This window comes from Kitasatospora sp. MAA19 (genome assembly GCF_029894125.1).
In the GTDB taxonomy this organism is placed as follows: Bacteria; Actinomycetota; Actinomycetes; order Streptomycetales; family Streptomycetaceae; genus Kitasatospora.
The window spans coordinates 57,977-78,295 of the sequence record NZ_JARXYZ010000013.1; the positions used below are offsets into that span (position 1 = coordinate 57,977).

Sequence of the window (20,319 nt, forward strand, 5' to 3'; positions counted from 1 at the left end):
CCGGCCAGGGCCCGCCGACAGGGAGCGGCGGCCGGCGACCCGGCCGCGCGGCAGGCGGTCAGGCGCGTCAGGGCTTGAGGGCCACGGCGGCGTACGCGGAGGCGTCGGAGGCGGTGGTGGGCGGGTCGGCGGGAGTGGGACGCCAGTGGGGGGTCGGGACGATGCCGGGGGCGATGAGGGTCCAGCCGTCGAAGAAGCGGGTGAACTCGGGGAGGGTGCGGGCCTGGGCGGCGGTGCCGGCGGATTCGTAGATGCGGACCAGACGGGCGATCTCCGCCGGAGCGAATTCGGGGGTGACGTGGGTCATCACCAGGGCGCTGCCGGGGGCGAGGGCGGATTTGAGGTGCTCGACGATCTCGTGGGCGCCGTGGCCGTCGGGGACGAAGTGGAGCAGGGCGTTGAGGGAGAGCCCGACGGGGCGGGTGAGGTCGATGGTGTCGCGCACGCCGGACGAGGCGAGCAGGCGGGCGGGGTCGGTGACGTCGGCCTCGACGTAGGCGGTGCGGCCCTCGGGGGTGCCGGTGAGCAGGGCCTGGGCGTGCGAGAGCACGATCGGGTCGTTGTCGGCGTAGACGACGCGGGCACGCGGCTCGACGCCCTGGGCGACCTCGTGGAGGTTGGGCGAGGTGGGGATTCCGGTGCCGATGTCGAGGAACTGGTCGATGCCGGCCTGGGCGAGGGTGCGGGTGGAGCGATGGATGAAGGAGCGGTTCGCGCGGGCCGCGGCGCGCAGCCAGGGTGCGACGGCGAGGGCGTGTCCGGCGGCCTCGCGGTCGGCGGCGAAGTTGGTGAAGCCGCCGAGGTAGTAGTCGTACATCCGGGCCGAGTGCGGCATGTTCAGCCGCAGGTCGACCCCGTCGTAGAGGCTCATCGCATTCCCCCTCGCCGTCGCGGGCACCTGCCGATCGGTGCCCAGCGTATCCGTGCGCCCATCGCCGTCACCGCGCCACAACAAGTCGGCAGATCCCACGAGATGACAATCCGTATTCGTCTTGCAGCCTGGAGTGACAGGCCTGAGGGAATGAGGATGGGCGCAGACAACCCGACCCTCGGGTGGCCCGGCGAGCAGTCGGCGGCCACGGAAAGCAGGCTCGATGACGATCGACAGGGGCGCCCCCGTGCACGGGTACCTGGAAGGGCCGGCGGTGGAACGCACCGGAACGGCGGGGGCGGACCGGGGGTTCGGCGGCGACCTCGGCCTCCGGCGGGACCTCGCCTACGCGGCGTTCTGCGAGACGCATGAACCCGCCTGGTACGCGCTCGCGTTGACCAGGATAGGCGGCCAGGCGGACGCCGCGCTGGTGGTCGAGGCCGTGAAGGCGGACCTGGCCCGCTGCTGGCCGCAGGTCCTGCGGTTCGAGGAACCGGCCGCGTACGCCTGGCGGTTGGCGAGCAGGCACGTCTCCGACTGGGTGGCCGCCGAGGAGCCGGTCGCCGTGGAGGCCGTCACCTTCGCGGCCGTGATCGGCGCGTTCAAGCAGGTGGCGAACGGGCTGCTGCACAGCGAGGCCGACGAGGTGCGGCTGTACGCGGCGATCCTCGAACTGCCGGACCGGCAGCGGGACGTGGTCATCCTGCGCTACCTGCTCGGCCTGCACGTCAAGGTGATCGCGGCGTACCTGGGGCGGCCGGTGGCGACGGTGCACTCCAACCTGCGGCACGCGCGGGATCGGTTGGCGCGCCGGCTCGGGGTGGGCGAACTGCCGGACCACACGGGTGAGCTGTGACGGCCCACCCCGAGACCGACCCGCTCGACGAGACCGACTCGCTCAACGGGGCGCACGCGAGCGACGGGGCGCACGGGAACGATGGGGCGCACGGGAGCGACCGGGGGCGCGCGGCGTTCCACGTGCCCCGACCGGAGCGCGCGCACGCCGAACGCATCGCCGCACTGCGCCAGGCCCGGCTGACGGCGGCGCCGACGCACCTGTCGTCGGACCACGAGCAGGCCGCCTTCGAACTCGGCCTGGTGGTGGCCCTGGTGCTGGGCGCGCCGGACGCCTCCCGGGGGCTCGACCTGCTGGTGAACGCCCGCCGGATCCAGCCCGAGGGGGCGGAGGTGTTCGCCGCGCTGCTGTACGCCACCGGGCGGGAGGAGGGCGCGGAGTTCTGGTGGCGCTTCGCCGCGGGGTCGGGGTGCGGGACGGCCGCGTACTGCCTGCACCTGCACCATCTGAAGCTCGGCGAGAACGACGACGCGGACTACTGGCGGGCCTGGTCCGACCAACTGGCGTCGGCCGAACGCCCTCCGGGGACACGGCCGTTGCGGATGAGCAGGCCGCTGCTGCCGGACGACGTGCGGCGCGACATCCTGTCCCGGGTCCACCACGGGCTGGCGCCGCAACTTCCGCCGCGGCTGGTGGCGGTGATCGACCGGCTGCCGTTGCAGGGGGACGAGGACGAGGAGGAGGTGCCGAGCCCGTGGGGGCTCACCTCGGGCGCGACGTCCGCGTGTTCGTGGGACGTTCGAGGGGAGGGCGAGGACCCGTTGGAGTGATGCCACCCGCGCCTGCCCACGCTCCTCCCTTCAGGTGAGCACGGTCCTTCAGGTGAACACAGTCCTTCAGGTGAGCACGGCCCTTCAGGTGAGCACGGCCTGCCGGGCGGCGATCTCCGGGTCGCGGCCGCTGCCGAAGGTGACGCTCTCCGCCCCGGGGCCGGCGCGCCGGACGATGTAGTGGTGCGGGGCCATCGCCGTGTCGCGGCCGGAGAGTTCGGCGACCACCGCGCGGTGCGCGACCGCCGGGGTGAGTCCGTCCGCCCCGACCATCGGCCGGGCGGCCAGCCGGCCGGTCAACACTCCGTCGTCCAGGGACAGTTCGATGTCCGCCCGGGCACCGAGGGCGGTCTCCAGCAGGGTGCGGACGGCCGCCAGATCGGTCCAGGAGCCGTCGATCAGCCGCCACTCGCCGCTTCGTTCGGGGGGCGGCACCTCCGCGAGTCCGGGCAGTTCGCAAAGCGGAACCGGCCTGCGGGCCGCGGCGGCGAGCACGGCGAGCAGCGCCCGCGCGAACCGGTCGGTCTCGTCCGGGTCGAGCACCTGCGGGCAGGCGATGAGGGCGAAGTCGAGGCTGCCGCTGATCCGTAGGATGGTGAACATCAGCCGGACCGCCAGCGGCGGGGCGGGCACTCGGGTCAGCTCCGGGTCGGCGGCCGGGGCGGGTTGGGCGTCGGCGATGGCGGCGGGGATGGTCAGGCTCAGGTCGTTGACCACGACCTGGCGGGGGAAGCGGCTGCCGCGCAGGTGGGCACAGTCCTCGATGATCCGCCAGACCCGCTCGGCGTCCAGGGTGCTGTGCCAGTAGGCGCTCAGCGAGGCGGACTTGGCTCGGCCGATCAGCTGGTCGAGGTCGGCCGCCCCGGTGTCGAGCAGGATCAGGGCGTCCTGCGCGAGGGTGCCGACGTGGTCGACCAGGGCGGCACGCTGGCGGTTCGCGGAGAGCGCGGAGATCACCAGGTCGGTGCGGCCGGCCCGGTGGGCGACCAGGGCGGCGAAGGCGGCGAGCAGGACGACGGACGGGCTCGCGCCGGTGCGGCGGCAGACGGTGGCGAGATCCTCGGCGGCGGCCGGGGAGCGGACGAGGACGGCGGAGAGGTCGCGCGGCGGGCCGGTGATCCGCGAGTCGGCGAAGACCACCTGCGGGCCGGTGGCGAGGATGCGCCCCCAATGCCGCAGCGCGGTGGCCGATTTGCGGCGACCCTGCGCGCCCTGTTCCGCGCCCGCGATCTGCAGCGGGGTCGGGGCGGTGACCGGCGGGAGGTCCTGTCCGGCGGCGAGGGCCAACCAGTCCTGGATCAGCACCGCGGTGGCGGCGCCGTCGGCTCCCGCGTGGCAGACCACCACGACCAGCCGGAGCAGCCGCTCCCCGTCAACGACCAGGGTGAGGCGAAGCCGCGGGGCGGCGTCCAGGTCGAACGCCACGGCGACGTCGGCCTGGCCCACCTCCGCCGCCAACCGGTCGAGTTCGACCTCGCTACGGCCGCCGGCCTCGACCACGGTGACGGTGAACCGGCCCTCCGAGTGCACCACTTGGCGCTCCGGGAAGCCATCCGCGCCAGGGCCCGCGGGGAAGGAGGTGCGCAGCGACTCGTGCCGTTCGACGAGGAGGCGCAGAGCGGCCAGCCCGGCCGACACCGAGGTGCCGTCCGGGACGGGCCAGACGGACTCCTTGTTGATCTGCTCGGGGGCGTCACGCCGGATGCACCGGATCATGTTGTCCTGGCCGAGTGTGAGCGGCCCGGAGTCGCCGCCCGGGGCCGCGTACCGGACCTCGATCCGCCGGCTGGTCTGTGTCGCGTGGTACGGGATCACGTCGTACGCGCCTTTCGGCTCGCCGGGAAGGACTCAGCGGGGTGTGATCAGGACGCTATCAGCGGCCTCGCACATTGGTCCAGACCAAAAGAAGGCTGATAGATCGTCACTATCCTTGCAATCAAGGAGTGTTGACATGCACTGGCCCCTCGTCGACTGCCATTACGCGAGGGTCAGCATGCTCAGCACGCCGAGCCGGCGGTCCAGCCCGGCGACCAGCACGGGGCGCCCCTGCGCCTGCCATGCGGGCAGCCGCTCGGCGAGTTCCGCCCAGACCCCGGTGAACGGCTGGGCCGCCGGGCCCTCGGCGCCGCCCAGCCCGGGGCCGAGCACCAGCGCCGCGTCGGGCCCGAGCTGCTCGGCCTGCATCCGCAGCACCACGTCCGGCGGCTCGGAACCCGGGATCTGATGGACCGCCATGGTGGGCCCGGGGGCTTCCTCGCAGACCAGCACCACCACGCCGTGCCGCTCCGGGAGCGCCACCTGGCCGGCCGGTTCGTAGTGCAGCGCGGTCTGCTCGGCGAGCACCACGACCGCCCGACGGCAGGCCCCGGTGCGGTGGTAGTCCGCCGCGAGGCGCAGCGCGGTGAACGCCGCCGCGGAGCCCTGGTCGCAGACCGCGAAGGCGAGCGGTGTGCCCGGACAGGACCGGCTGAGCGCCAGCGAGGAGGGCGCTCCGGGCCGGACGTCCGGGGTGTCGAAGGCCAGGATCAGCAGATCGACGGACTCACCGTCGACGAGCGCCTCGCGTACCAGGCCCTCGGCCAGCTCCTCGTAGGAGTGGCCGACACCCTCGCGCAGCAGGTCCTCGCGCAGCGGCAGGCCGTAGGGACGGACCAGGTCGGAGACGAACACCCGCAGGTCCGGGTCGAGCGAGGCCTCCGAGCGGCCGTCGAAGCACCTCGCGATCGCCCGGGTGATCCGCAGGCCGTGGTCGGCCACCCGGTCAGTCCTCGGGGATGACGTGCCCGGCGACGTAGTCGGCCAGGTTGGCGACCGAGCGCAGGTCGTCCTCGGTGATCTGCTCGACGTCCACCTGGAGGTCGAGCGACTCCTCCAGCTCCAGGATGAGTTCGATGGTGCCGGCGGAGGTGAGGCCGAGGTCGTCGAAGAGGCAGGCGTTCTCCGGGATCTCGGGCAGTTCGCGCTTGAGGACGCGGGGCAGCAGCTCGCCGATGCCGTGGCGGATCCGCTCGCGCAGCTCGGGGTCAGTGGTCTGGACCACAGGTTCTGACATGGGTGTCCCGTCCCGTCGTACGTGGGAGAGTGTTCTGGCGTGAAGGTGGTCTGGCGTGAAAGTGGTCCGGCCTGGGAGTGGCCGACGAGGCTACCGGCGGGCCGTCAGCACCGGACCGACATCGCGGAGAAGGTGGCTCCGACACCGGCGGCGGCGATCAGGTAGTGGTCGCCGCGGCGGAGCAGCCCCCGCGTGGTGGCGGTGTGAAGATTGATGAGGCTGTCTGCAGCGAAACTGTGCCCGACCGACAGCACGTTGTCCAGCACCACCTTGTCGAGCGGATAGCCGATCCGGCGCGCTATCATCCGCCACGACGCCTGGTTGACGTTGTGCGGAAGCACCGCGGCCAGGTCGGAGAGGTCCAGACCGGCCTCCGCCAGGGCGGCCTCGATCGCCTCCACCATCACGTTCGGGTACTCGCGCTGGTAGCGGGCCAGCAGGTCCGCGTCCTCGGCCAGCCGGCCGTCGAACTCCGGGCGCTGACGCACCGCGAAGGAGAGCACCCGGTGGCGCTCGCCGTCGGCGCGCACCAGGCAGGCGGCCGCGCCCTCGGCGAAGATCCCGGTCTCGGGCACCACCTGGGCGTCCTTGGTGAAGGTCTTCTCGCCCGCCAGGACGAGCGCCAGCGCCTCCGGGTCGGGGTCGGCGGCGAGCAGCCGGCCGGCCAGGTCGATGGCCAGCAGGCCCACCGCGCACGCGTGGTGGGTCACCGTGAAGGCGTTGGCGTGCGCGAGTCCGCGCCCGGCCAGCAGGTCGTGCAGCGGGTTGAGCGGGTAGGGCACCGCCACCGGCATGCTGCGCGCGTGGATCACGTAACGGACGTGCCGCTCGCGTCCGCGCAGCTCGGGCAGGTTGTCGAGGGCGGCTTCCAGCAGGTCGGGCAGCGTCCCGGTCGGATCCAGACGCAGCTGGTCCAGGCCGTGGAAGCGGCGGAAGAGACGAAGTTGACGTGGGGTCAGGCCGATCCGCTCACCAACCGCCTCGATGGGCACGGCGTGCGGGGGGAGGTGAACGGCCACTGCCTCCAGTGCTGTCACGCGGGCTAGTATTCCGACGCCCGCCTGGTCGCACAAGTGATCTCGGGCCCCTCTCCGTCGCGATCGCCTCCGAGGCCGACGAATCCGCCTCCGGGGCCGACGCGTTCACCCCCGTGCCGTCGAGCAGGTGGGAGACCTTCTGATGTCCGACCGTGAACCGCCCCACCCCGTCGCGCCGTTGCACCCCGAGCTGGTCGCGCTGATCGCCGAGGCCGCCGGGGCGCCGCCCGGCTGGGCCGAACTGCTGACCCCGGACGCCCGGCTGGACGGCGACCTGCTGCTCGACGAGTGCGAACTGGCCGCGCTCGCCGAGCACCTGCGCGTCCGCTTCGGCCCGACGGCCGACCTGGCCGGGCTGCGCACCGGGCTGGACCTGGCCGCGCTGGAGTCGCTGACCGTCGCCGACCTGCAGGAACTGCTCCCCGAGGAGGATGCGCGATGACCCGTTTCCTGTTGGTGATGCCGCCGTTGACCGGCCACGTCAACCCCGCGGCGGGCATCGCCGCCGAGCTGACCGCGCGCGGACACGAGGTCGCCTGGACCGGAACCGAGTCGGTGCTGCGCCCGCTGCTCGGCCCCGAGGCCCGCGTCCTCGGCACCGGCACCCGGGCGTTCCGGGCGCAGGGCGGGCACGGGCTCGCCGCGCTGCGCTCGCTCTGGGAGGGCTTCATCGTCCCGTACGCGCGGTTCACCGCGAAGCCGCTGGACGCGGTCGTGCGGGAGTTCCGGCCGGACGTCCTGCTGGTCGACCAGCACACCCCGGCGGGCGCGCTGGTCGCCCACCGGCACGGCCTGCCGTGGGCGAGCTTCGCCCCCGGGGCGATGGAACTGGGCCGCCCGTACCGGGCGTTGCCGCAGGTGGAGGCCTGGATGACGGGGCTGCTGCGCGGGCTGTGGGAGCGCGCCAAGCTGCCCGGGCAGGAGTACCTGGACCCGCGCTTCTCCCCCGCCCTGGTGCTGGCGACCACCGGGCCCGCGCTGACCGGCGACGCCTCGCCGCCCCCGCAGTACGCGCTGGTCGGCCCGGTGCTGCCGGCCACCCGACCGGCCGATCCGCACTTCCCGTGGGACCGGCTGCTGCCGGGGCGCCGGCGGGTCCTGGTCACCATGGGCACGCTCGCCGGCGAGCTGGGCGCGGACTTCCACGCCCGGGCCGCCCGGGCGCTGGAGCTGTGCGGGGACGACGTCCAGCCGGTGTTCGCCGCCCCGCGCGAGCTGCTGCCCGAACTGCCGCCGCAGGCCGTCGCGGTGGACCGGGCGCCGGTGCTGGAGCTGATGGCGCGCGGCGCGCTGGACGCGGTGCTGTGCCACGGCGGGATGAACACCGTGGGCGAGGCGCTGACGCACGGCCTGCCGCTGGTGACCGCGCCGATCCGGCACGATCAGCCGTTCGTCGCGGCGCAGGTGGCGACGGCCGGGGCGGGGCTGCGGGTGCCGTTCGCCCGGGTCACGCCGGAGCGGCTGGCCCAGGCCCTGCGGACCGTCCTGGACACAACCGGGTACCGGCGCACCGCGGTCCGGGTCGGCGAGGCACTGCGCGCGGGCGGCGGGGCGGCGACCGCGGCGGACCGGCTGGAGGAGCTGGCCGCGGGCCGCCCGGACGCCCTGACGGCGGGCCGTCGAGCAGCCCCCCCCCTTTAGCAGACCGGAAGATCACACGTCCATTGGTCTAGGCCATTGTTTCCGGGCCGGGGTTCACCCTAGGGTGGCGCGCAGCACCGCCTTCGCAGGTGCCGAGCACCGCCTTCCCCGGGTGCCGTGGCAGCCCATCCCCGCACGGGAGTTTCGGTTGATCGAGACCACGGGACTGCGCAAGTCCTATCGCAAGAAGACCTCCCGCAAGAGCGGCGAGAGCCCCACCGTCGACGCCGTCCGCGGCATCGACCTGTCCGTCTCCGCAGGAGAGATCTACGGCTTCCTCGGGCCCAACGGCGCCGGGAAGACCACCACCCTGCGCATGCTGGCCACCCTGATCCGCCCGGACGGCGGGCGGGCCGGCATCGCCGGGGCCGACCTCTTCACCGACCCGGCCGGCGTGCGCCGCCGGATCGGCTACGTCGCCCAGGGCGGCGGCACCACCGACACCGTCAGCGCACGCGAGGAGCTGGTCCTCCAGGCCCGGATGTACGGCGCCGCCAAGGCGCGGGCCGTCCAGGCCGCCGAGGGCGCGCTCAAGGCCTTCGACCTGGCCGACTTCGGCGACCGTCCGTGCGCCACGTACTCCGGCGGCCAGCGCCGCCGGGTGGACATCGCGCTCGGCGTCATCCACGAGCCACGGGTGCTGTTCCTGGACGAGCCCACGGTCGGGCTGGACCCGGCCAGCCGGGCGTACGTGTGGGAGGAGATCCGCCGGCTGCGCACCGAGGGCATGACCGTCGTCGTCACCACGCACTACCTCGACGAGGCCGACGCCCTCTGCGACCGGGTGGCGATCGTCGACCACGGCCAGGTGGTGGCCGAGGGCACGCCCGAGGCGCTCAAACGCGAGATCTCCGGCGACGTCGTGCTGGTCGGACTGGAGCCCGGCGAGGGCGTCGCGAAGCGGGCGGCCGAGGTACTGCGCCCGCAGCCGTACCTGCACCGGCTGGAGGTGCAGGGCGAGGACGGACTGCGGCTCTACCTGGAGGACGGTGCGGCGGCCATCCCGCAGCTGCTGCGCGCCCTGGACGGGGCCGGCGTGACACCCGGCACCGTCCGGCTCCAACGGCCCAGCCTGGACGACGTGTTCCTGGCCCGCACCGGCCGCTCGCTCCAGCAGTCCTGACCCGCCCACTCCTGGGGAGACCATGAAGCTCGCCCGCGACACCTGGCTGGTCTTCCAGCGCCAGGTGCTGCTGATGATCCGCACCCCGATCTGGATCGCCGTCGGGATCATCCAGCCCGTGTTCTACCTGCTGCTGTTCGCCCCGCTGTTGAAGAAGGTGCTCGCACCCGACGGCGCCGGCAGCTACGCCGACGCCTACCAGGTGTACGTGCCGGGCCTGTTGGCGGTGCTGTGCATCTTCGGCGGGCTGTTCACCGGTTTCAGCCTGCTCGGCGAACTGAAGGCCGGCATCATCGAGCGCTCCCGGGTGACCCCGGTGAGCCGGCTGGCGCTGCTGCTCGGGCGCGCGCTGCGGGAGATGGTGGCGCTGCTGGTGCAGGCCGTCCTGATCACCCTGATCGCGCTGCCGTTCGGTCTGCGGGTGAGCCCGCTGAACCTGCTGCTCGCCTACCTGCTGCTCGGGCTGCTGGCGCTGATGACCTCGGCGATCTCCTTCGGCATCGCGCTGATGGTGCCGACCGACGCGGCGATGGCCCCGGTGGTGAACACCATCGCGCAGCCGATCGCGCTGCTGTCGGGGGTGCTGCTGCCGCTCACCCTGGCGCCGCACTGGCTGCAGCAGACCGCCAGGTGGAACCCCTTCTACTGGGCGGTGGAGGGCATGCGCGCGCTGTTCTCCGGCCATGTCGGGGACAGCTCGGTCTGGCAGGGCCTGCTGGTCGTCGTGGTGATGACGGTCCTGTCGGTGTACTGGTCCGCCCGGCTGTTCTCCACCCGGGTGCGCTGAGGCACCACGGGCGCGGAGCGGAGGGGCCCGGCTCGTGAGCCGGGCCCCTCCGCTCCGCGCCGTGCGCCGCTCAGGCGGTGATGAAGGCCGCCAACTTGGCCACCCCGTCGACGATCTGAGCCTGGGTCAGAGAGCTGATCGAGAGCCGGAGCCGGTGCTCGCCGCCGCCCGCCGGGTAGAACGGCGCCATCGGCGTCCACAGCACCCCGTACCCGCGGGCGCAGCGCTCCATCGCCGCGTCGTCGGCGGCGAACGGGACGGTCAGCACCGCGAAGAAGCCGCCCTCGGGCCGGTTCCAGGACACCCCCAGACGGCGCCGCTCGGAGGCCGGGAAGTGCCGGTCCAACTCGCGCAGCAGGGTGTCCAGGCCGGCCGCGTAGTGGGTCGTAGCAGGCGCGTTGGCCTCCCGCAGCCGGCAGTCGTGGCGCAGCAGCATGCCGCCGATGACGGCCTGGCTGAGCGCGGGCGTGTTGACCGTCGTCATGCTCTTCAGCTTGGCCAGTTCGTCCGCCAGCAGGGTGCGCCGCCCGCCGGGGGCGGCCACCTCCTGGTCGGCCACGACGTAGCCGAGGCGGGCGCCGGGGAGGCAGGTCTTGGCGAAGGAGCCCAGGTAGACCACCTGGCGGCGGCGGTCCAGCGCCTTGAGCGTCGGCCGCTCCCCCGGGTCGCGGGCGAAGAAGCCGTACGGGTTGTCCTCGATGACGAGCAGGCCCTCCGCGGCGGCCGCGTCCAGCAGCCGGCTGCGGGCGGCGACGGGCATGCTGGTGCCCGAGGGGTTGGCGAAGTCCGGGACGGCGTAGAGGGCGCGCGGGCGGCGGCCCTCGGCCCGGACGGCCCGGGCGGCGGCGCGGACGGCCTCCGGGTCGGGGCCGCCTCCCGGGCCCTCGGGGACCGGGAGGGTGGTCAGGTCGAGCAGCCGGGCGGCGCCGGTGACGCCGACGTAGCAGGGCGAGCTGACCAGCAGGACGTCGTCCGGGCCGGCGCACAGCGCGCGCAGGGTGAGCAGCATGCCCTCCTGGGCACCGACGGTGAGCACCAGGGCCTCGGGGGCCACGGCCAGGCCCTCGTCGTTGGCGAGGGTGCGGGCGACCAGGTCGGCGATGATCCCCTTGGTGGGGCCGTACTGGAACAGCGCGGTGCGTACGGCGTCCCGGTCGTGGCCGCGCGCCGCCAGGTGGGCGAGGTAGGTGTCCAGGTAGCCGGGGACGTCCTCGGGGTCGAAGAAGCCCTCGTAGGGGCGGCCGGGGGCGAAGGAGACCGCGTCGGGGTAGCGGGTGGTGACCTCGTTGAGGAAGGTCATCGCGTCCAGCAGCGGGTCGGCCAGGCTCGCGTGCAGATCGGCCAGGGGCAGGGGTTCGGGCGCGCTCACCGCAGGGCCTCGCGCAGCCGCTCGGCGGCGTGGCGCTGGGCGTCGGCGGCCGCGTCCAGGGTGCCGGTCATGGCGAAGAAGCCGTGCGGCATCCCGGCGTAGCGGCGGGTCTCCACCGGGACGCCGGCCGCGCGCAGCGCCTCCGCGTACTGCTCGCCCTCGTCGCGCAGCGGGTCGTACTCGGCGGTGATGACGGTCGCGGGCGGCAGGCCGGCCAGGTCGGGGGCGCGCAGCGGGGAGGCGTGCGGGTGGGCGCCGTCGGCGGGGTCGGCCAGGTAGTGGCCCCAGTACCAGGCCACCGAACGACGGTTGAAGAGCAGCGGGTCGTCGTGCTCGCGCAGCGAGGGGGTGTCGGCGCCGTGGTCGGTGTTGGGGTAGACGAGCAGCTGGTGGCGCAGGGCCGGGCCGTCCTCGTCGCGGGCGATCAGGGTGAGGGCGGCGGCGAGGTTGCCGCCGGCACTGTCGCCGCCGACGGCGAGCCGGTCGGGGTCGACGCCGAGCTCGCCCGCGTGTGCGGCGAGCCAGGAGAGCGCGGCGCGGCAGTCGTGGACGGCGGCGGGGAAGGGGTGTTCGGGGGCGAGCCGGTAGCCGACGGAGGCGGTGACGCAGCCGACCGCGTTGGTCAGCCGGCGGCAGATCGCGTCGCTGGTGTCGGGCGAGCCGAGGGCCCAGCCGCCGCCGAAGAGGTAGAGCAGGGCGGGCAGTGGGCGGCCGGGCGGTTCGGGCCGGTAGAGCCGCAGGGCGAGTTCGCCGCCGGGGCCGGGGATGCGGTGTTCCTCGACGGCGGCGACCGGCTCGGGGCGGCCGGCCGCGGCGCGGATGTCGGCGAGGTCGGCGGCCCGGGCCTCGGCCAGGGTGAGGGAGTAGAGCGGCGGTGCGCCGCTGCTCGCGCGCCGGGCGCGCAGGGCCTCGGCCTGGGGGTGCAGGGGCATGGGTGGTCCCGTTCGGTACGGAGGTGGCGGCGGCCGGTGGCCCGTCCGGCCGATCGTGCCGGACGGGCCCCGGCTCAGCGGTCGGCTTCGACGTAGACGGTCTCGTCGGTGCGGAACGCGGTGTCGAGGTCGGCGACGTCGGGGCGGGCGCCCTGGCGGTAGGCGCAGTGGCGGATCTGCCCGGGTTCGAAGCCGGCGAGGGTGAGGACGTGCCGCAGCTCGTCCAGGTCGTAGATCCACTGGTGCCCGTAGTGGCGGAAGATCTGGTTGACCAGGAAGGCCGGGCGGGCGGGCATCGGCGGGCCGAAGCCGAGCGTGGAGAGGCGGCGGCGGTGCTTGGCGAGGAAGTTGTCGCCGGTGGCGTAGCCGACCAGGTAGCGGGCCAGGTCCGGGGTGGTCAGGCGCAGCACGCCGCCGGGGCGCAGGACGCGGCGGGCCTCGCGCAGCCAGCCGACCGCGACGGGCATGGTGACGTGCTCGATCAGGTGCTCGGCGTAGACCCAGTCGACGCTGGCGTCGGCGAAGGGCAGCGGCCGGCCGATGTCGAGCTGGGTGAACCAGCGGACGCCGTCGACCCGGTAGAGGGTGCCGGGTTCGGTGGCGGCCCCGGGGCCCTGCAGGGTGGCGACGTCGGTGCCGAGGCCTTCCGGGTGCGCGGTCCGGAAGGCGGCGAACTCGATGCCGGTGAGGCCGAGTTCGCGAAATCCGGCGTGGTCGCGCGGCAGCCCGCCGGGGTGCGCTTCGAGCGTGTCGCAGGTGGCGACCTGCGCGCTGAAGGCGTCCAGGCGGGTGGCGAGGCCGTCGGGGTCGTCCCAGTCCCAGCCGGGGAAGGGGTCGTTCTGTTCGGTCATCCGGTGTTCTCCATCTAGAACGTGGAACGTGCTGCGGGCGGTGCGCGGTTCAGCCGACCGGACCGGGCCAGGGGGCGAGGACGGTGCGGTCCAGGTCCGCGAGCCGGGGACGGCCCAACAGGGCCATGGTGTGTTCCAGTTCCTCGCGCAGCAGGTCGAGGACGCGGTGCACGCCGGCCTCCCCCTCGGTGGCCAGGCCCCAGAACACCGGGCGGCCGACCAGGATGGCGCGGGCGCCGAGGGCGAGGGCGACGGCGATGTCGGCGCCGGTGCGCACCCCGCCGTCGAGCAGGACCGGCAGGTCGGCGGGTACGGCGTCGACCACCTCGGGCAGGGCGGCCAGGGAGGGCAGGGCGCCGTCGAGTTGCCGCCCGCCGTGGTTGGAGACCACCACGGCGTCGACGCCGTGCTCGGCGGCGAGGCGGGCGTCCTCGGCGGTCAGCACGCCCTTGAGGACCAGCGGCAGCCGGGTGCGGGCGCGCAGCCAGTCCAGGTCGGACCAGGTCAGGGTGGGGTCGAACTGTTCGCGGGCGTGCTCGGCGATGCCCGAACCCCCGCTGGTCACACGGTGGCTGGCGGACATCAGGGCCGGGTCCAGGTTGACCGCCCGGACGGCGGGCGGGATCGCGAAGCCGTTGCGCAGGTCGCGCAGGCGGCGGCCGATCCGGGGGGCGTCCACGGTCAGGACGAGCGCGGAGTAGCCGGCCGCCTCGGCGCGTTCGACCAGGGCGGCGAGCGCGGCACGCTCGCGCAGCCAGTACAGCTGGAGCCAGAGCGGGCCGGTGGCGGCGGCCGCGATCTCCTCCAGGGTGCGGCTGGCGAACATCCCGGCGACCAGCAGGGCCCCGGCCCGGCCGGCGGCGCGCGCGGCGGCGGTCTCGCCCTCCGGGTCGACCAGTCGGTGGTAGGCCATCGGGGCGATCCCGACCGGCAGGCCGAGCGGCGCGCCGAGCAGGGTGCGCGCGGGCGAGCAGGCCGAGACGTCGACCATCGTGCGCGGGCGCAGTGCATAGCGTGCGAACATCTGACGGTTCGCCGCCATGGTGCGTTCCGCGCCGCTGCCGCCTTCGATGAAGTCCCAGATTTCCGGGGGAAGTTGCGCGCGTGCGGCGCGCTCGATCCCGGCCAGCGTGAGTTCTCCCACGGGCATCCTCGATTCCTGGGCGGCCACGCGTGGGCCTGCCCCGGTTCGGCAGCGTAGGAGCAACAGCCACATTGGTATAGACCTTGATTTGACCAAACGTCTGTGCAAGGGTCTGGCAACGGAATTGACCGTTTTGGTTGTGAACGGCGTTCATGTCAAATCCCCTCACTTCTGTGGAGCGGTGTTGACCGGCTTTTCCCCCTCTTCACTTCCGCCTTCCTCACCGCCGCACGCCGACGCCCCGGATGCCTGGGTCGACCGGTCGCTGCTGGCCGGCCCCGGAGGCGAGGAGTGCCTGCATCTCGGCGCACCGATCGATCGGGACGCCCTGCGCGCCCTGGTCGACGAGCAGGCCGCGCACCTCGCCGCGGCCGGACTCGGCCCCGGCGGCACCGCGGCGCTGCGGCTGCCACCCTCGGTGGCGTTCGTCGCGGTGCTGCTGGCGTGCTGGCGGCTCGGCGCCCAAGTGGCCCTGCTCGACCACCGGTTGACCGACCACGAGGTCGACTCGGCGGTGGCGCGGCTGGCCCCGCAGGTGCTGGTAGGCTCCGCTCACCGGACCGCGGCGGCTCTGCGCGGCTTCTCCGAGGTGGAGCCGGTGGCCGTCCGACTGCCGGACGGGCTCCCGGCCCGCACCGGGCACGCGCTGATCCAGCTCAGTTCCGGATCCACCGGACCGGCCAAGGTCATCGCCCGTACGGCCGCCGACCTGCTGCGCGAACTCGACTGCTACCGCAGGCTGGTGGAGTTCCCCGGCGAGGGCGAGCGGGTCGTCCTGCTGTCCTCGGTCGTGCACGTGCTCGGCCTGGTCGGCGGACTGCTCAACAGTCTGCACGCTCGCGTCGCGCTCACCGTGCCCGAGCGGATGACGGCGGCGGGCATCCTCGCCGCGGTCGCCGCCGGCGACCGGCCGACCACCGTCATCGGGGTGCCCTTCCACGCCGAGCTGCTGGCCGGCGCCGTCGCTCCCCCGGCGCTGCCGCAGCTGCGGCGGATGATCGTGGCGGGCGAGCTGGTCCGCCCGGGCCTGCCCGCGCTGTTCACCGACCGCTACGGCGTCCCGCTCGGCACCATGTACGGGATGACCGAGACCGGGGTCATCGCCACCGATCTGTCCGGCGCGCTCCACCCGGCCAAGCGACCCGTCCACGGGATGCGGCTGCGGCTGGTCGCGGGCGAGCTGCAGATCGGCGCGGCGGCCTCGCCGTACCCCGGGCTGGACGACCCGACCCGCTGGTCGGACGGCTGGCTGCACACCCGCGACGCGGCCGAACTCGACCAGGCCACCGGCCGGGTCAGCGTCCTCGGCCGGCTGGACTCCCAGGTCTCGATCGGCGGCCTCAAGGTCGACCTCACCGAGGTCGAGCAGGCGCTCACCGCGCTGCCCGAGGTCCGCGAGGCCGTGGTGGTCTTCGAGGACGGCGCGATCGAGGCCTACCTGGCCACCGAACCCGACGCCGACCTGGCACGCGTCCAGGACGGGCTGGCCCGCCGGCTCGCCGCCTACAAGCGGCCGCGACGACTCGCCCTGCTGCCCCGCCTGCCCCGTACCGCCACCGGAAAACTCCTGCGCGACCCGGCCGCCCTGCGCACCACCACCACGGCCGCCGCGCTCTGATCCACCGCGCGCACCCCGACGTTCGCGCCCCGACGTTCACGCCCGACAAGGAGCCACCACCATGCAGGACCGCATCCGCGAGTTCGTCCTCGCCTCGCTGACCGAGATGCAGTACGACGTCTCCGAGGTCACCGGGGACACCGACCTCGGCCCGGCCGGACTGGACCTCGAATCGCTCGCGCTGGCCGAGCTGTCGGTGCAGGTCGAGGACGAGTTCGGGATCAAGTTCGACCTGGACGAGATGGAGACCACCGCGCTGATGACGCTCGACGAGTTCACCGCCGACGTCGTCAAGCGGATCGCCGCCGTCACCCCCGCCGGCAGCGCGGCGTGACCGGCGCCGACCTCCCCGACCGGGCCGAGGTCCGCGCGATGCTGGCGGCGTTCGGGCAGCGCGCCGCCGACACCCTGCCCGAGGATCTCGGCTCGCTCGAACTCACCTGGCTCATCGCCGAGTTCGAGCAGCGTTACGACATCCAGGTGGACCTCGACGACGACCGCTTCGGCGCCGTCCGGACGGTCGACGACGCGACCGAGCTGCTGCGCGCGGCCGTCCTGGCCGAACGAGCGGGCGCACGGCCATGACCGGCAGCACGTCATCCGCGCACCGGCCGCGCGGCCGGCCGGTGGTCACCGGGCTCGGTGTGCTCAGCTCCGCCGGGCGCGGGCTCGGCCCGTTGACCGAGGCCACCGCCCACGGCAGGACCGCGTTCGGCCCGGTCACCCGCTTCGACGTGGGCGCCCGCCGCACCACCCGGGCCGCCCTGCTCCCCGACGACGTGCCGCTCGCCCCCACCTTCCCGCTGGCCCGCGCGGTGCTCGACGCCGTCGGCCAGGCCTGCCGCCAGGCCGGGCTGACCGCCGCCGACGGCGCGCGCACACCTGTCCTGCTCGCCCTGCACAGCGACGAGCGGACCCGGAGCACCACCGACGCGGTGGCCGCCGGCGTCCGCGCCACCTGGGGCACCGCCGGGGTCACCCGGGTGTACACCGGCGCCTGCGTGGCGGCCGCGACCGCCGTCGCGGACGCCGCGGCGCTGGTCGCCGCCGGGCGGCACGAACGGGTCCTGGTCGCGGCCGGGCACCTGGTCGAGCCGGGCGTGTTCGCCGTCTTCGACGCCGGGCGCGCGCTGGCCCGGGACGGCGAGCTGCGCCCGTTCAGCGCCGGTCGGACCGGCACCCTGCTCGGCGACGCGGCCGCCGCCGTGCTGGTCGAGGCCGCCCCGGCCGCCGAACGGCGCGGCGCCGCCGTGCTCGCCCGGCTGGCCGGCTGGGGCCGGGCCGGGGACGCCCACCACGTCTGCCGCCCCGAACCGGGCGGCGCCGGGGCCACCCGGGCCGTCGAGGCGGCGCTCGCCCGCGCGGACGTCGCCCCGGCCGAGATCGGCTACGTCAACGCCAACGGCACCGGTTCCACCCTCGCCGACCAGGCCGAGGCGAGCGCGCTGCGCCGGGTGTTCGGCCGGCACCTCGCCGAACTCCCGGTCAGTTCCAGCAAGTCCGTGCACGGACACGCCCTGGAGGCTTCCGCCCTGCTCGAACTCGCCGTCACCATCGGCGCGTTGGGCACCGGACTGCTCCCCGTCAACGCCAGCTGGCTCGGCCCGGACCCGGACGTCGGCCTGGACCTCGTCCTGGACGGCCCCCGCGCCGCCCGCCCCCGCTACGCACTCAGCCTCAACTCCGCCTTCGGCGGCGCCAACACCGCCCTGCTGGTGGCCCCCGCATGACCGGCCACCGGACCCCGCCCGCCGTCCGACGGCACCGACCCCGTACCCCGGCACCCACACGATGACCACCGACACCGCACGCACCGACGACACACCCACCGACGCCGCACGCACCGGCGCCACACCCACCGACGTCACACCCACCGACGCCGTCGCCGCCGCCGGCCTGCGGGTCCTCGCCGAGGCCCGCCGACCCGACCCCGGCCTGGCGGGCCCACCGCCACCGCTGCCCGGCTTCGCCGCCTCCGGCTTCAACCCGCTGGTCGCCGACACCGCCGACCGCTGCCTGCGCGCCCACCACGGCGCCCCGCCCGCCCCCGGACGGACCGCACTGCTGCTCGCCAGCTCCGACGGCGACCGCGCCACCGCACGGGCCATCGACCAGAGCGCCGAACCCGGACGGCGGCCGGCACCGCTGCTGTTCTTCCGGTCCAACCCCAACGCCGTCCTCGGGCACATCGCCGCCCGCTGGGGCCTGACCGGCCCCGTCGTGGCGATCAGCCCCGCGCGGACCGTCCCTGGACGGGTACCGCAGGACGCACTCGACCTCGCGGCGCTGCTCCTCGCGGACGGCGACGCCGACCGGGTGCTGGTCATCGCCGCCGAACAGGGAGAGGACGGCGGCCACGCGGTGGCCGTCCTGGTCACCGGCTGAACCGGCCGACCGCCACCGGCCGTCCCCACTGGTGAGGCCCGACGCCTGAAGCAGCCGCACCCGGCAGACCAGCACCGGCCCCCGTCGCACCTGACGACCCCGTCGACGGCTCCCATCGCCACCTGCGTCGCACCCGTCGACGCCCTTCGCCGCCCGCGCGGCCGCCCGACCCACGCCACCCGATCAGCCGCCCGGGCCGCCCCCGGCCCCGATGGAGGGATCCACCCCCGTGACCATCCGCAGTGTCCGCTCCCTGCTCGCGGACGACCCCGACGTGGGCGCCGGCAACGTCCTGACCGCCCGGCTCGCGCTCGGCCTCGGCCTGGACGAGCCGCTGCTGACCTTCGACACCCCGGTGGACGGCCACCCCGCCTGGCAGCCCCTCACCCTGCGCGAGCTCGACCGCGCCGTCCGGGCCCGCGCCGCCGCCCTGCACGCCCTCGGCATCACCCGGCGCGACCCGGTGGTGGTCTACGCGGGCGACGCCGCCGACCACGTGCTCTCCTTCCTCGCCCTGACCCGGCTCGGCGCCATCCCCGCGCTGCTCAACCCCAACGTGGACGGCGAGCGCGCCGCCCGCTACATCGCCCGCCTCGGCGCCGTCGGCGTCCTCGCCGACCCGGCCCGCCTGGCCGCACTGGCCGGGCACGAGGTCGGCGCGCCACTGCTGCCCGAGATCGGCACGCTCGGTTCCGGCGACCCGCAGGCCGCCCCGGAGCCGTACCGGCACTGGTCCGGCGACCCGGTGGCGATCACCCACTCCTCCGGCACCACCGGGATGCCGAAGGCCGTCGTCCACTCGCACGCCAGCCTGTACGCGGCTATCCGCCACCGGCTGCGGCTGCCCCGCCCGCAGGGCCAGGACCGGATGCTCAGCGCCCTGCCCGCGCCACACGCCGCCACCCTGATCGCGCTCAACCTCGCGCTCAGCTCGCACACCGAACTCGCCGTGCTGTCACGGCAGTCCGGCGCCGGAGTACTGGACGCGATCGAGCAGTGGCGGCCCACCGGCGTGATCGGCTTCGCCGCCACCTGGGCCGAACTCGCCCACCACGACCTCGCCGCCCGGGAGCTGGACACCGTCGCACTGTGGTGGAACACCGGCGACTGCGCGCACGAGGTGCACATCCGCCGCCTGATCGCCACCGGCAGCCGGGAGTCCGTCACCCGCGAGGGCCGGGTCCGCACGCCGGGTTCGCTGTTCGTGGACGGCCTGGGCTCCACCGAGATGGGCCACTCGCACTTCTTCATCACCCACGGCCCCGGCACCGAGCGCTACGGGCGCTGCGTCGGCCGCCCGCACGCCTTCGTCGACTGCGAGGTGGTCGGCCCCGACGGCGAGCCGCTCGGGCCCGGCGAGGTCGGCGAACTCGCCACCTCCTCACCGACCCTGGCACTCGGCTACTGGAACGACTCGGCGACCACCTTCCGCACCAGGATCCGCGGCCGCTTCCTCACCGGCGACCTGATGTACCGGGACGAGGAGGGCTACTACTACCACGTCGACCGGGCCATGGACTCGGTCGAACTCGGCGACGGCAAGCGGCTGTTCACCGCCATGTCGGAGGAGCGGGTACTGGCCGCCCGCCCGGACGTGGCGGACTGCACCGTGGTCGCCGTCCGGGACGGCGAGCGCGTGGTCACCGACGTGCTGCTGATCCTCGCCGCCGACGCCGACCCGGCCGCCGACCGGACCAAGGACGTCATCGCCGCCCTGGAGGAGGCCGCCGCCGCGACCGTGCGCCAGGTGCTGGTCGTCTCCGGGGACGACATCCCGCTCGGCCCCACCGGCAAGGTCCGCAAGGTGCTGCTGCGCCAGCGCTACCTCGACGCCGCGGCCGGTGCCCGATGACGGGGCACGACGAGGTCGCCCCCGGCAGCCG

General features: G+C 74.5%; 21 protein-coding genes. 12 read left to right on the top strand and 9 right to left on the bottom strand.

Annotation, left to right across the window (positions count from 1 at the left end; translation table 11 throughout):
• Positions 1-67: 67 nt before the first annotated feature.
• A complete protein-coding gene (locus P3T27_RS20865; RefSeq protein ID WP_280680605.1) occupies positions 68-871 on the bottom strand; it encodes an SAM-dependent methyltransferase in 804 nt (267 codons plus the stop codon).
• Positions 872-1,094: 223 nt separating this feature from the next.
• Between P3T27_RS20865 and P3T27_RS20870 the strand changes: the two genes are divergently transcribed.
• Together P3T27_RS20870 and P3T27_RS20875 are read left to right on the top strand one after the other, a co-directional pair.
• Positions 1,095-1,727 carry a sigma-70 family RNA polymerase sigma factor gene (locus P3T27_RS20870; RefSeq protein WP_280680606.1) on the top strand — a complete coding sequence of 211 codons (633 nt, stop codon included), beginning with the start codon at positions 1,095-1,097 and terminating at the stop codon, positions 1,725-1,727.
• On the top strand, positions 1,724-2,497 hold the full coding sequence (locus P3T27_RS20875; RefSeq protein ID WP_280680607.1) for a hypothetical protein: 774 nt from the start codon (positions 1,724-1,726) through the stop codon (positions 2,495-2,497). The genes P3T27_RS20870 and P3T27_RS20875 overlap by 4 nt, the downstream gene beginning before the upstream one ends.
• Positions 2,498-2,581: 84 nt before the next feature.
• Here the strand turns inward: P3T27_RS20875 and P3T27_RS20880 are convergent, their stop codons facing one another.
• The 4 genes from P3T27_RS20880 to P3T27_RS20895 form a co-directional block, all read right to left on the bottom strand.
• Positions 2,582-4,312, bottom strand: a complete 1,731-nt coding sequence (locus tag P3T27_RS20880; protein ID WP_280680608.1) for a condensation domain-containing protein — start codon at positions 4,310-4,312, stop codon at positions 2,582-2,584.
• Between the two features lie 162 nt (positions 4,313-4,474).
• On the bottom strand, positions 4,475-5,254 hold the full coding sequence (locus P3T27_RS20885; protein WP_280680609.1) for a hypothetical protein: 780 nt from the start codon (positions 5,252-5,254) through the stop codon (positions 4,475-4,477).
• Positions 5,255-5,258: 4 nt separating this feature from the next.
• Positions 5,259-5,549: a phosphopantetheine-binding protein gene (locus P3T27_RS20890; protein ID WP_280680610.1), complete on the bottom strand. Its 291-nt coding sequence runs from the start codon at positions 5,547-5,549 to the stop codon at positions 5,259-5,261.
• 104 nt (positions 5,550-5,653) lie between these two features.
• Positions 5,654-6,586: a 3-oxoacyl-[acyl-carrier-protein] synthase III C-terminal domain-containing protein gene (locus P3T27_RS20895; RefSeq protein WP_280680611.1), complete on the bottom strand. Its 933-nt coding sequence runs from the start codon at positions 6,584-6,586 to the stop codon at positions 5,654-5,656.
• Positions 6,587-6,728: 142 nt separating this feature from the next.
• Between P3T27_RS20895 and P3T27_RS20900 the strand changes: the two genes are divergently transcribed.
• The 4 genes from P3T27_RS20900 (at position 6,729) to P3T27_RS20915 (ending at position 10,137) form a co-directional block, all read left to right on the top strand.
• Complete coding sequence (locus P3T27_RS20900) at positions 6,729-7,028, top strand: hypothetical protein (protein ID WP_280680612.1); 300 nt, start codon at positions 6,729-6,731, stop codon at positions 7,026-7,028.
• A complete protein-coding gene (locus P3T27_RS20905; protein ID WP_280680613.1) occupies positions 7,025-8,227 on the top strand; it encodes a glycosyltransferase in 1,203 nt (400 codons plus the stop codon). Before P3T27_RS20900 ends, P3T27_RS20905 begins: the two co-directional genes overlap by 4 nt.
• 148 nt (positions 8,228-8,375) lie before the next feature.
• Positions 8,376-9,350: an ATP-binding cassette domain-containing protein gene (locus P3T27_RS20910; RefSeq protein ID WP_280680614.1), complete on the top strand. Its 975-nt coding sequence runs from the start codon at positions 8,376-8,378 to the stop codon at positions 9,348-9,350.
• Between the two features lie 22 nt (positions 9,351-9,372).
• Positions 9,373-10,137 carry an ABC transporter permease gene (locus P3T27_RS20915; RefSeq protein ID WP_280680615.1) on the top strand — a complete coding sequence of 255 codons (765 nt, stop codon included), beginning with the start codon at positions 9,373-9,375 and terminating at the stop codon, positions 10,135-10,137.
• Between the two features lie 70 nt (positions 10,138-10,207).
• Here P3T27_RS20915 and P3T27_RS20920 read toward each other — a convergent pair whose 3' ends face one another.
• The 4 genes from P3T27_RS20920 to P3T27_RS20935 all read right to left on the bottom strand — a co-directional run bounded on the left by P3T27_RS20920 (position 10,208) and on the right by P3T27_RS20935 (position 14,439).
• Positions 10,208-11,506 carry a PLP-dependent aminotransferase family protein gene (locus P3T27_RS20920; RefSeq protein WP_280680616.1) on the bottom strand — a complete coding sequence of 433 codons (1,299 nt, stop codon included), beginning with the start codon at positions 11,504-11,506 and terminating at the stop codon, positions 10,208-10,210.
• Positions 11,503-12,438 carry an alpha/beta hydrolase gene (locus P3T27_RS20925; protein ID WP_280680617.1) on the bottom strand — a complete coding sequence of 312 codons (936 nt, stop codon included), beginning with the start codon at positions 12,436-12,438 and terminating at the stop codon, positions 11,503-11,505. The genes P3T27_RS20920 and P3T27_RS20925 overlap by 4 nt, the downstream gene beginning before the upstream one ends.
• Before the next feature lie 74 nt (positions 12,439-12,512).
• Positions 12,513-13,289 carry a methyltransferase domain-containing protein gene (locus tag P3T27_RS20930; protein ID WP_280680618.1) on the bottom strand — a complete coding sequence of 259 codons (777 nt, stop codon included), beginning with the start codon at positions 13,287-13,289 and terminating at the stop codon, positions 12,513-12,515.
• Between the two features lie 49 nt (positions 13,290-13,338).
• Positions 13,339-14,439, bottom strand: coding sequence for an alpha-hydroxy acid oxidase (locus P3T27_RS20935; RefSeq protein WP_280680619.1), 1,101 nt, complete (start codon positions 14,437-14,439; stop codon positions 13,339-13,341).
• 175 nt (positions 14,440-14,614) lie between these two features.
• Here P3T27_RS20935 and P3T27_RS20940 point away from each other — a divergent pair, with 175 nt between their 5' ends.
• From P3T27_RS20940 to P3T27_RS20965, 6 genes are all read left to right on the top strand, one after another.
• Positions 14,615-16,051, top strand: coding sequence for a fatty acid--CoA ligase family protein (locus P3T27_RS20940; RefSeq protein WP_280680620.1), 1,437 nt, complete (start codon positions 14,615-14,617; stop codon positions 16,049-16,051).
• 61 nt (positions 16,052-16,112) lie between these two features.
• Entirely contained in the window at positions 16,113-16,385 is a 273-nt protein-coding gene (locus P3T27_RS20945) for an acyl carrier protein (protein WP_280680621.1), read from the top strand.
• Positions 16,382-16,636, top strand: a complete 255-nt coding sequence (locus tag P3T27_RS20950) for an acyl carrier protein (RefSeq protein WP_280680622.1) — start codon at positions 16,382-16,384, stop codon at positions 16,634-16,636. The genes P3T27_RS20945 and P3T27_RS20950 overlap by 4 nt, the downstream gene beginning before the upstream one ends.
• Complete coding sequence (locus tag P3T27_RS20955) at positions 16,633-17,781, top strand: beta-ketoacyl synthase N-terminal-like domain-containing protein (protein ID WP_280680623.1); 1,149 nt, start codon at positions 16,633-16,635, stop codon at positions 17,779-17,781. The genes P3T27_RS20950 and P3T27_RS20955 overlap by 4 nt, the downstream gene beginning before the upstream one ends.
• Positions 17,782-17,842: 61 nt before the next feature.
• Positions 17,843-18,436, top strand: a complete 594-nt coding sequence (locus P3T27_RS20960) for a hypothetical protein (RefSeq protein ID WP_280680624.1) — start codon at positions 17,843-17,845, stop codon at positions 18,434-18,436.
• Between the two features lie 229 nt (positions 18,437-18,665).
• Positions 18,666-20,288, top strand: coding sequence for a class I adenylate-forming enzyme family protein (locus P3T27_RS20965; protein ID WP_280680625.1), 1,623 nt, complete (start codon positions 18,666-18,668; stop codon positions 20,286-20,288).
• The last annotated feature ends 31 nt before the right edge of the window (positions 20,289-20,319 follow it).

Excerpts from the sequence above, each read along its gene's own strand:
- P3T27_RS20960 (WP_280680624.1), top strand. The coding sequence starts at position 17,843 with ATGACCACCGACACCGCACGCACCGACGACACACCCACCGACGCCGCA.
- P3T27_RS20865 (WP_280680605.1), bottom strand. The coding sequence starts at position 871 with ATGAGCCTCTACGACGGGGTCGACCTGCGGCTGAACATGCCGCACTCG.
- P3T27_RS20900 (WP_280680612.1), top strand. The coding sequence starts at position 6,729 with ATGTCCGACCGTGAACCGCCCCACCCCGTCGCGCCGTTGCACCCCGAG.
- P3T27_RS20915 (WP_280680615.1), top strand. The coding sequence starts at position 9,373 with ATGAAGCTCGCCCGCGACACCTGGCTGGTCTTCCAGCGCCAGGTGCTG.
- P3T27_RS20945 (WP_280680621.1), top strand. The coding sequence starts at position 16,113 with ATGCAGGACCGCATCCGCGAGTTCGTCCTCGCCTCGCTGACCGAGATG.
- P3T27_RS20925 (WP_280680617.1), bottom strand. The coding sequence starts at position 12,438 with ATGCCCCTGCACCCCCAGGCCGAGGCCCTGCGCGCCCGGCGCGCGAGC.
- P3T27_RS20930 (WP_280680618.1), bottom strand. The coding sequence starts at position 13,289 with ATGACCGAACAGAACGACCCCTTCCCCGGCTGGGACTGGGACGACCCC.
- P3T27_RS20935 (WP_280680619.1), bottom strand. The coding sequence starts at position 14,439 with ATGCCCGTGGGAGAACTCACGCTGGCCGGGATCGAGCGCGCCGCACGC.
- P3T27_RS20870 (WP_280680606.1), top strand. The coding sequence starts at position 1,095 with ATGACGATCGACAGGGGCGCCCCCGTGCACGGGTACCTGGAAGGGCCG.
- P3T27_RS20890 (WP_280680610.1), bottom strand. The coding sequence starts at position 5,549 with ATGTCAGAACCTGTGGTCCAGACCACTGACCCCGAGCTGCGCGAGCGG.
- P3T27_RS20905 (WP_280680613.1), top strand. The coding sequence starts at position 7,025 with ATGACCCGTTTCCTGTTGGTGATGCCGCCGTTGACCGGCCACGTCAAC.
- P3T27_RS20955 (WP_280680623.1), top strand. The coding sequence starts at position 16,633 with ATGACCGGCAGCACGTCATCCGCGCACCGGCCGCGCGGCCGGCCGGTG.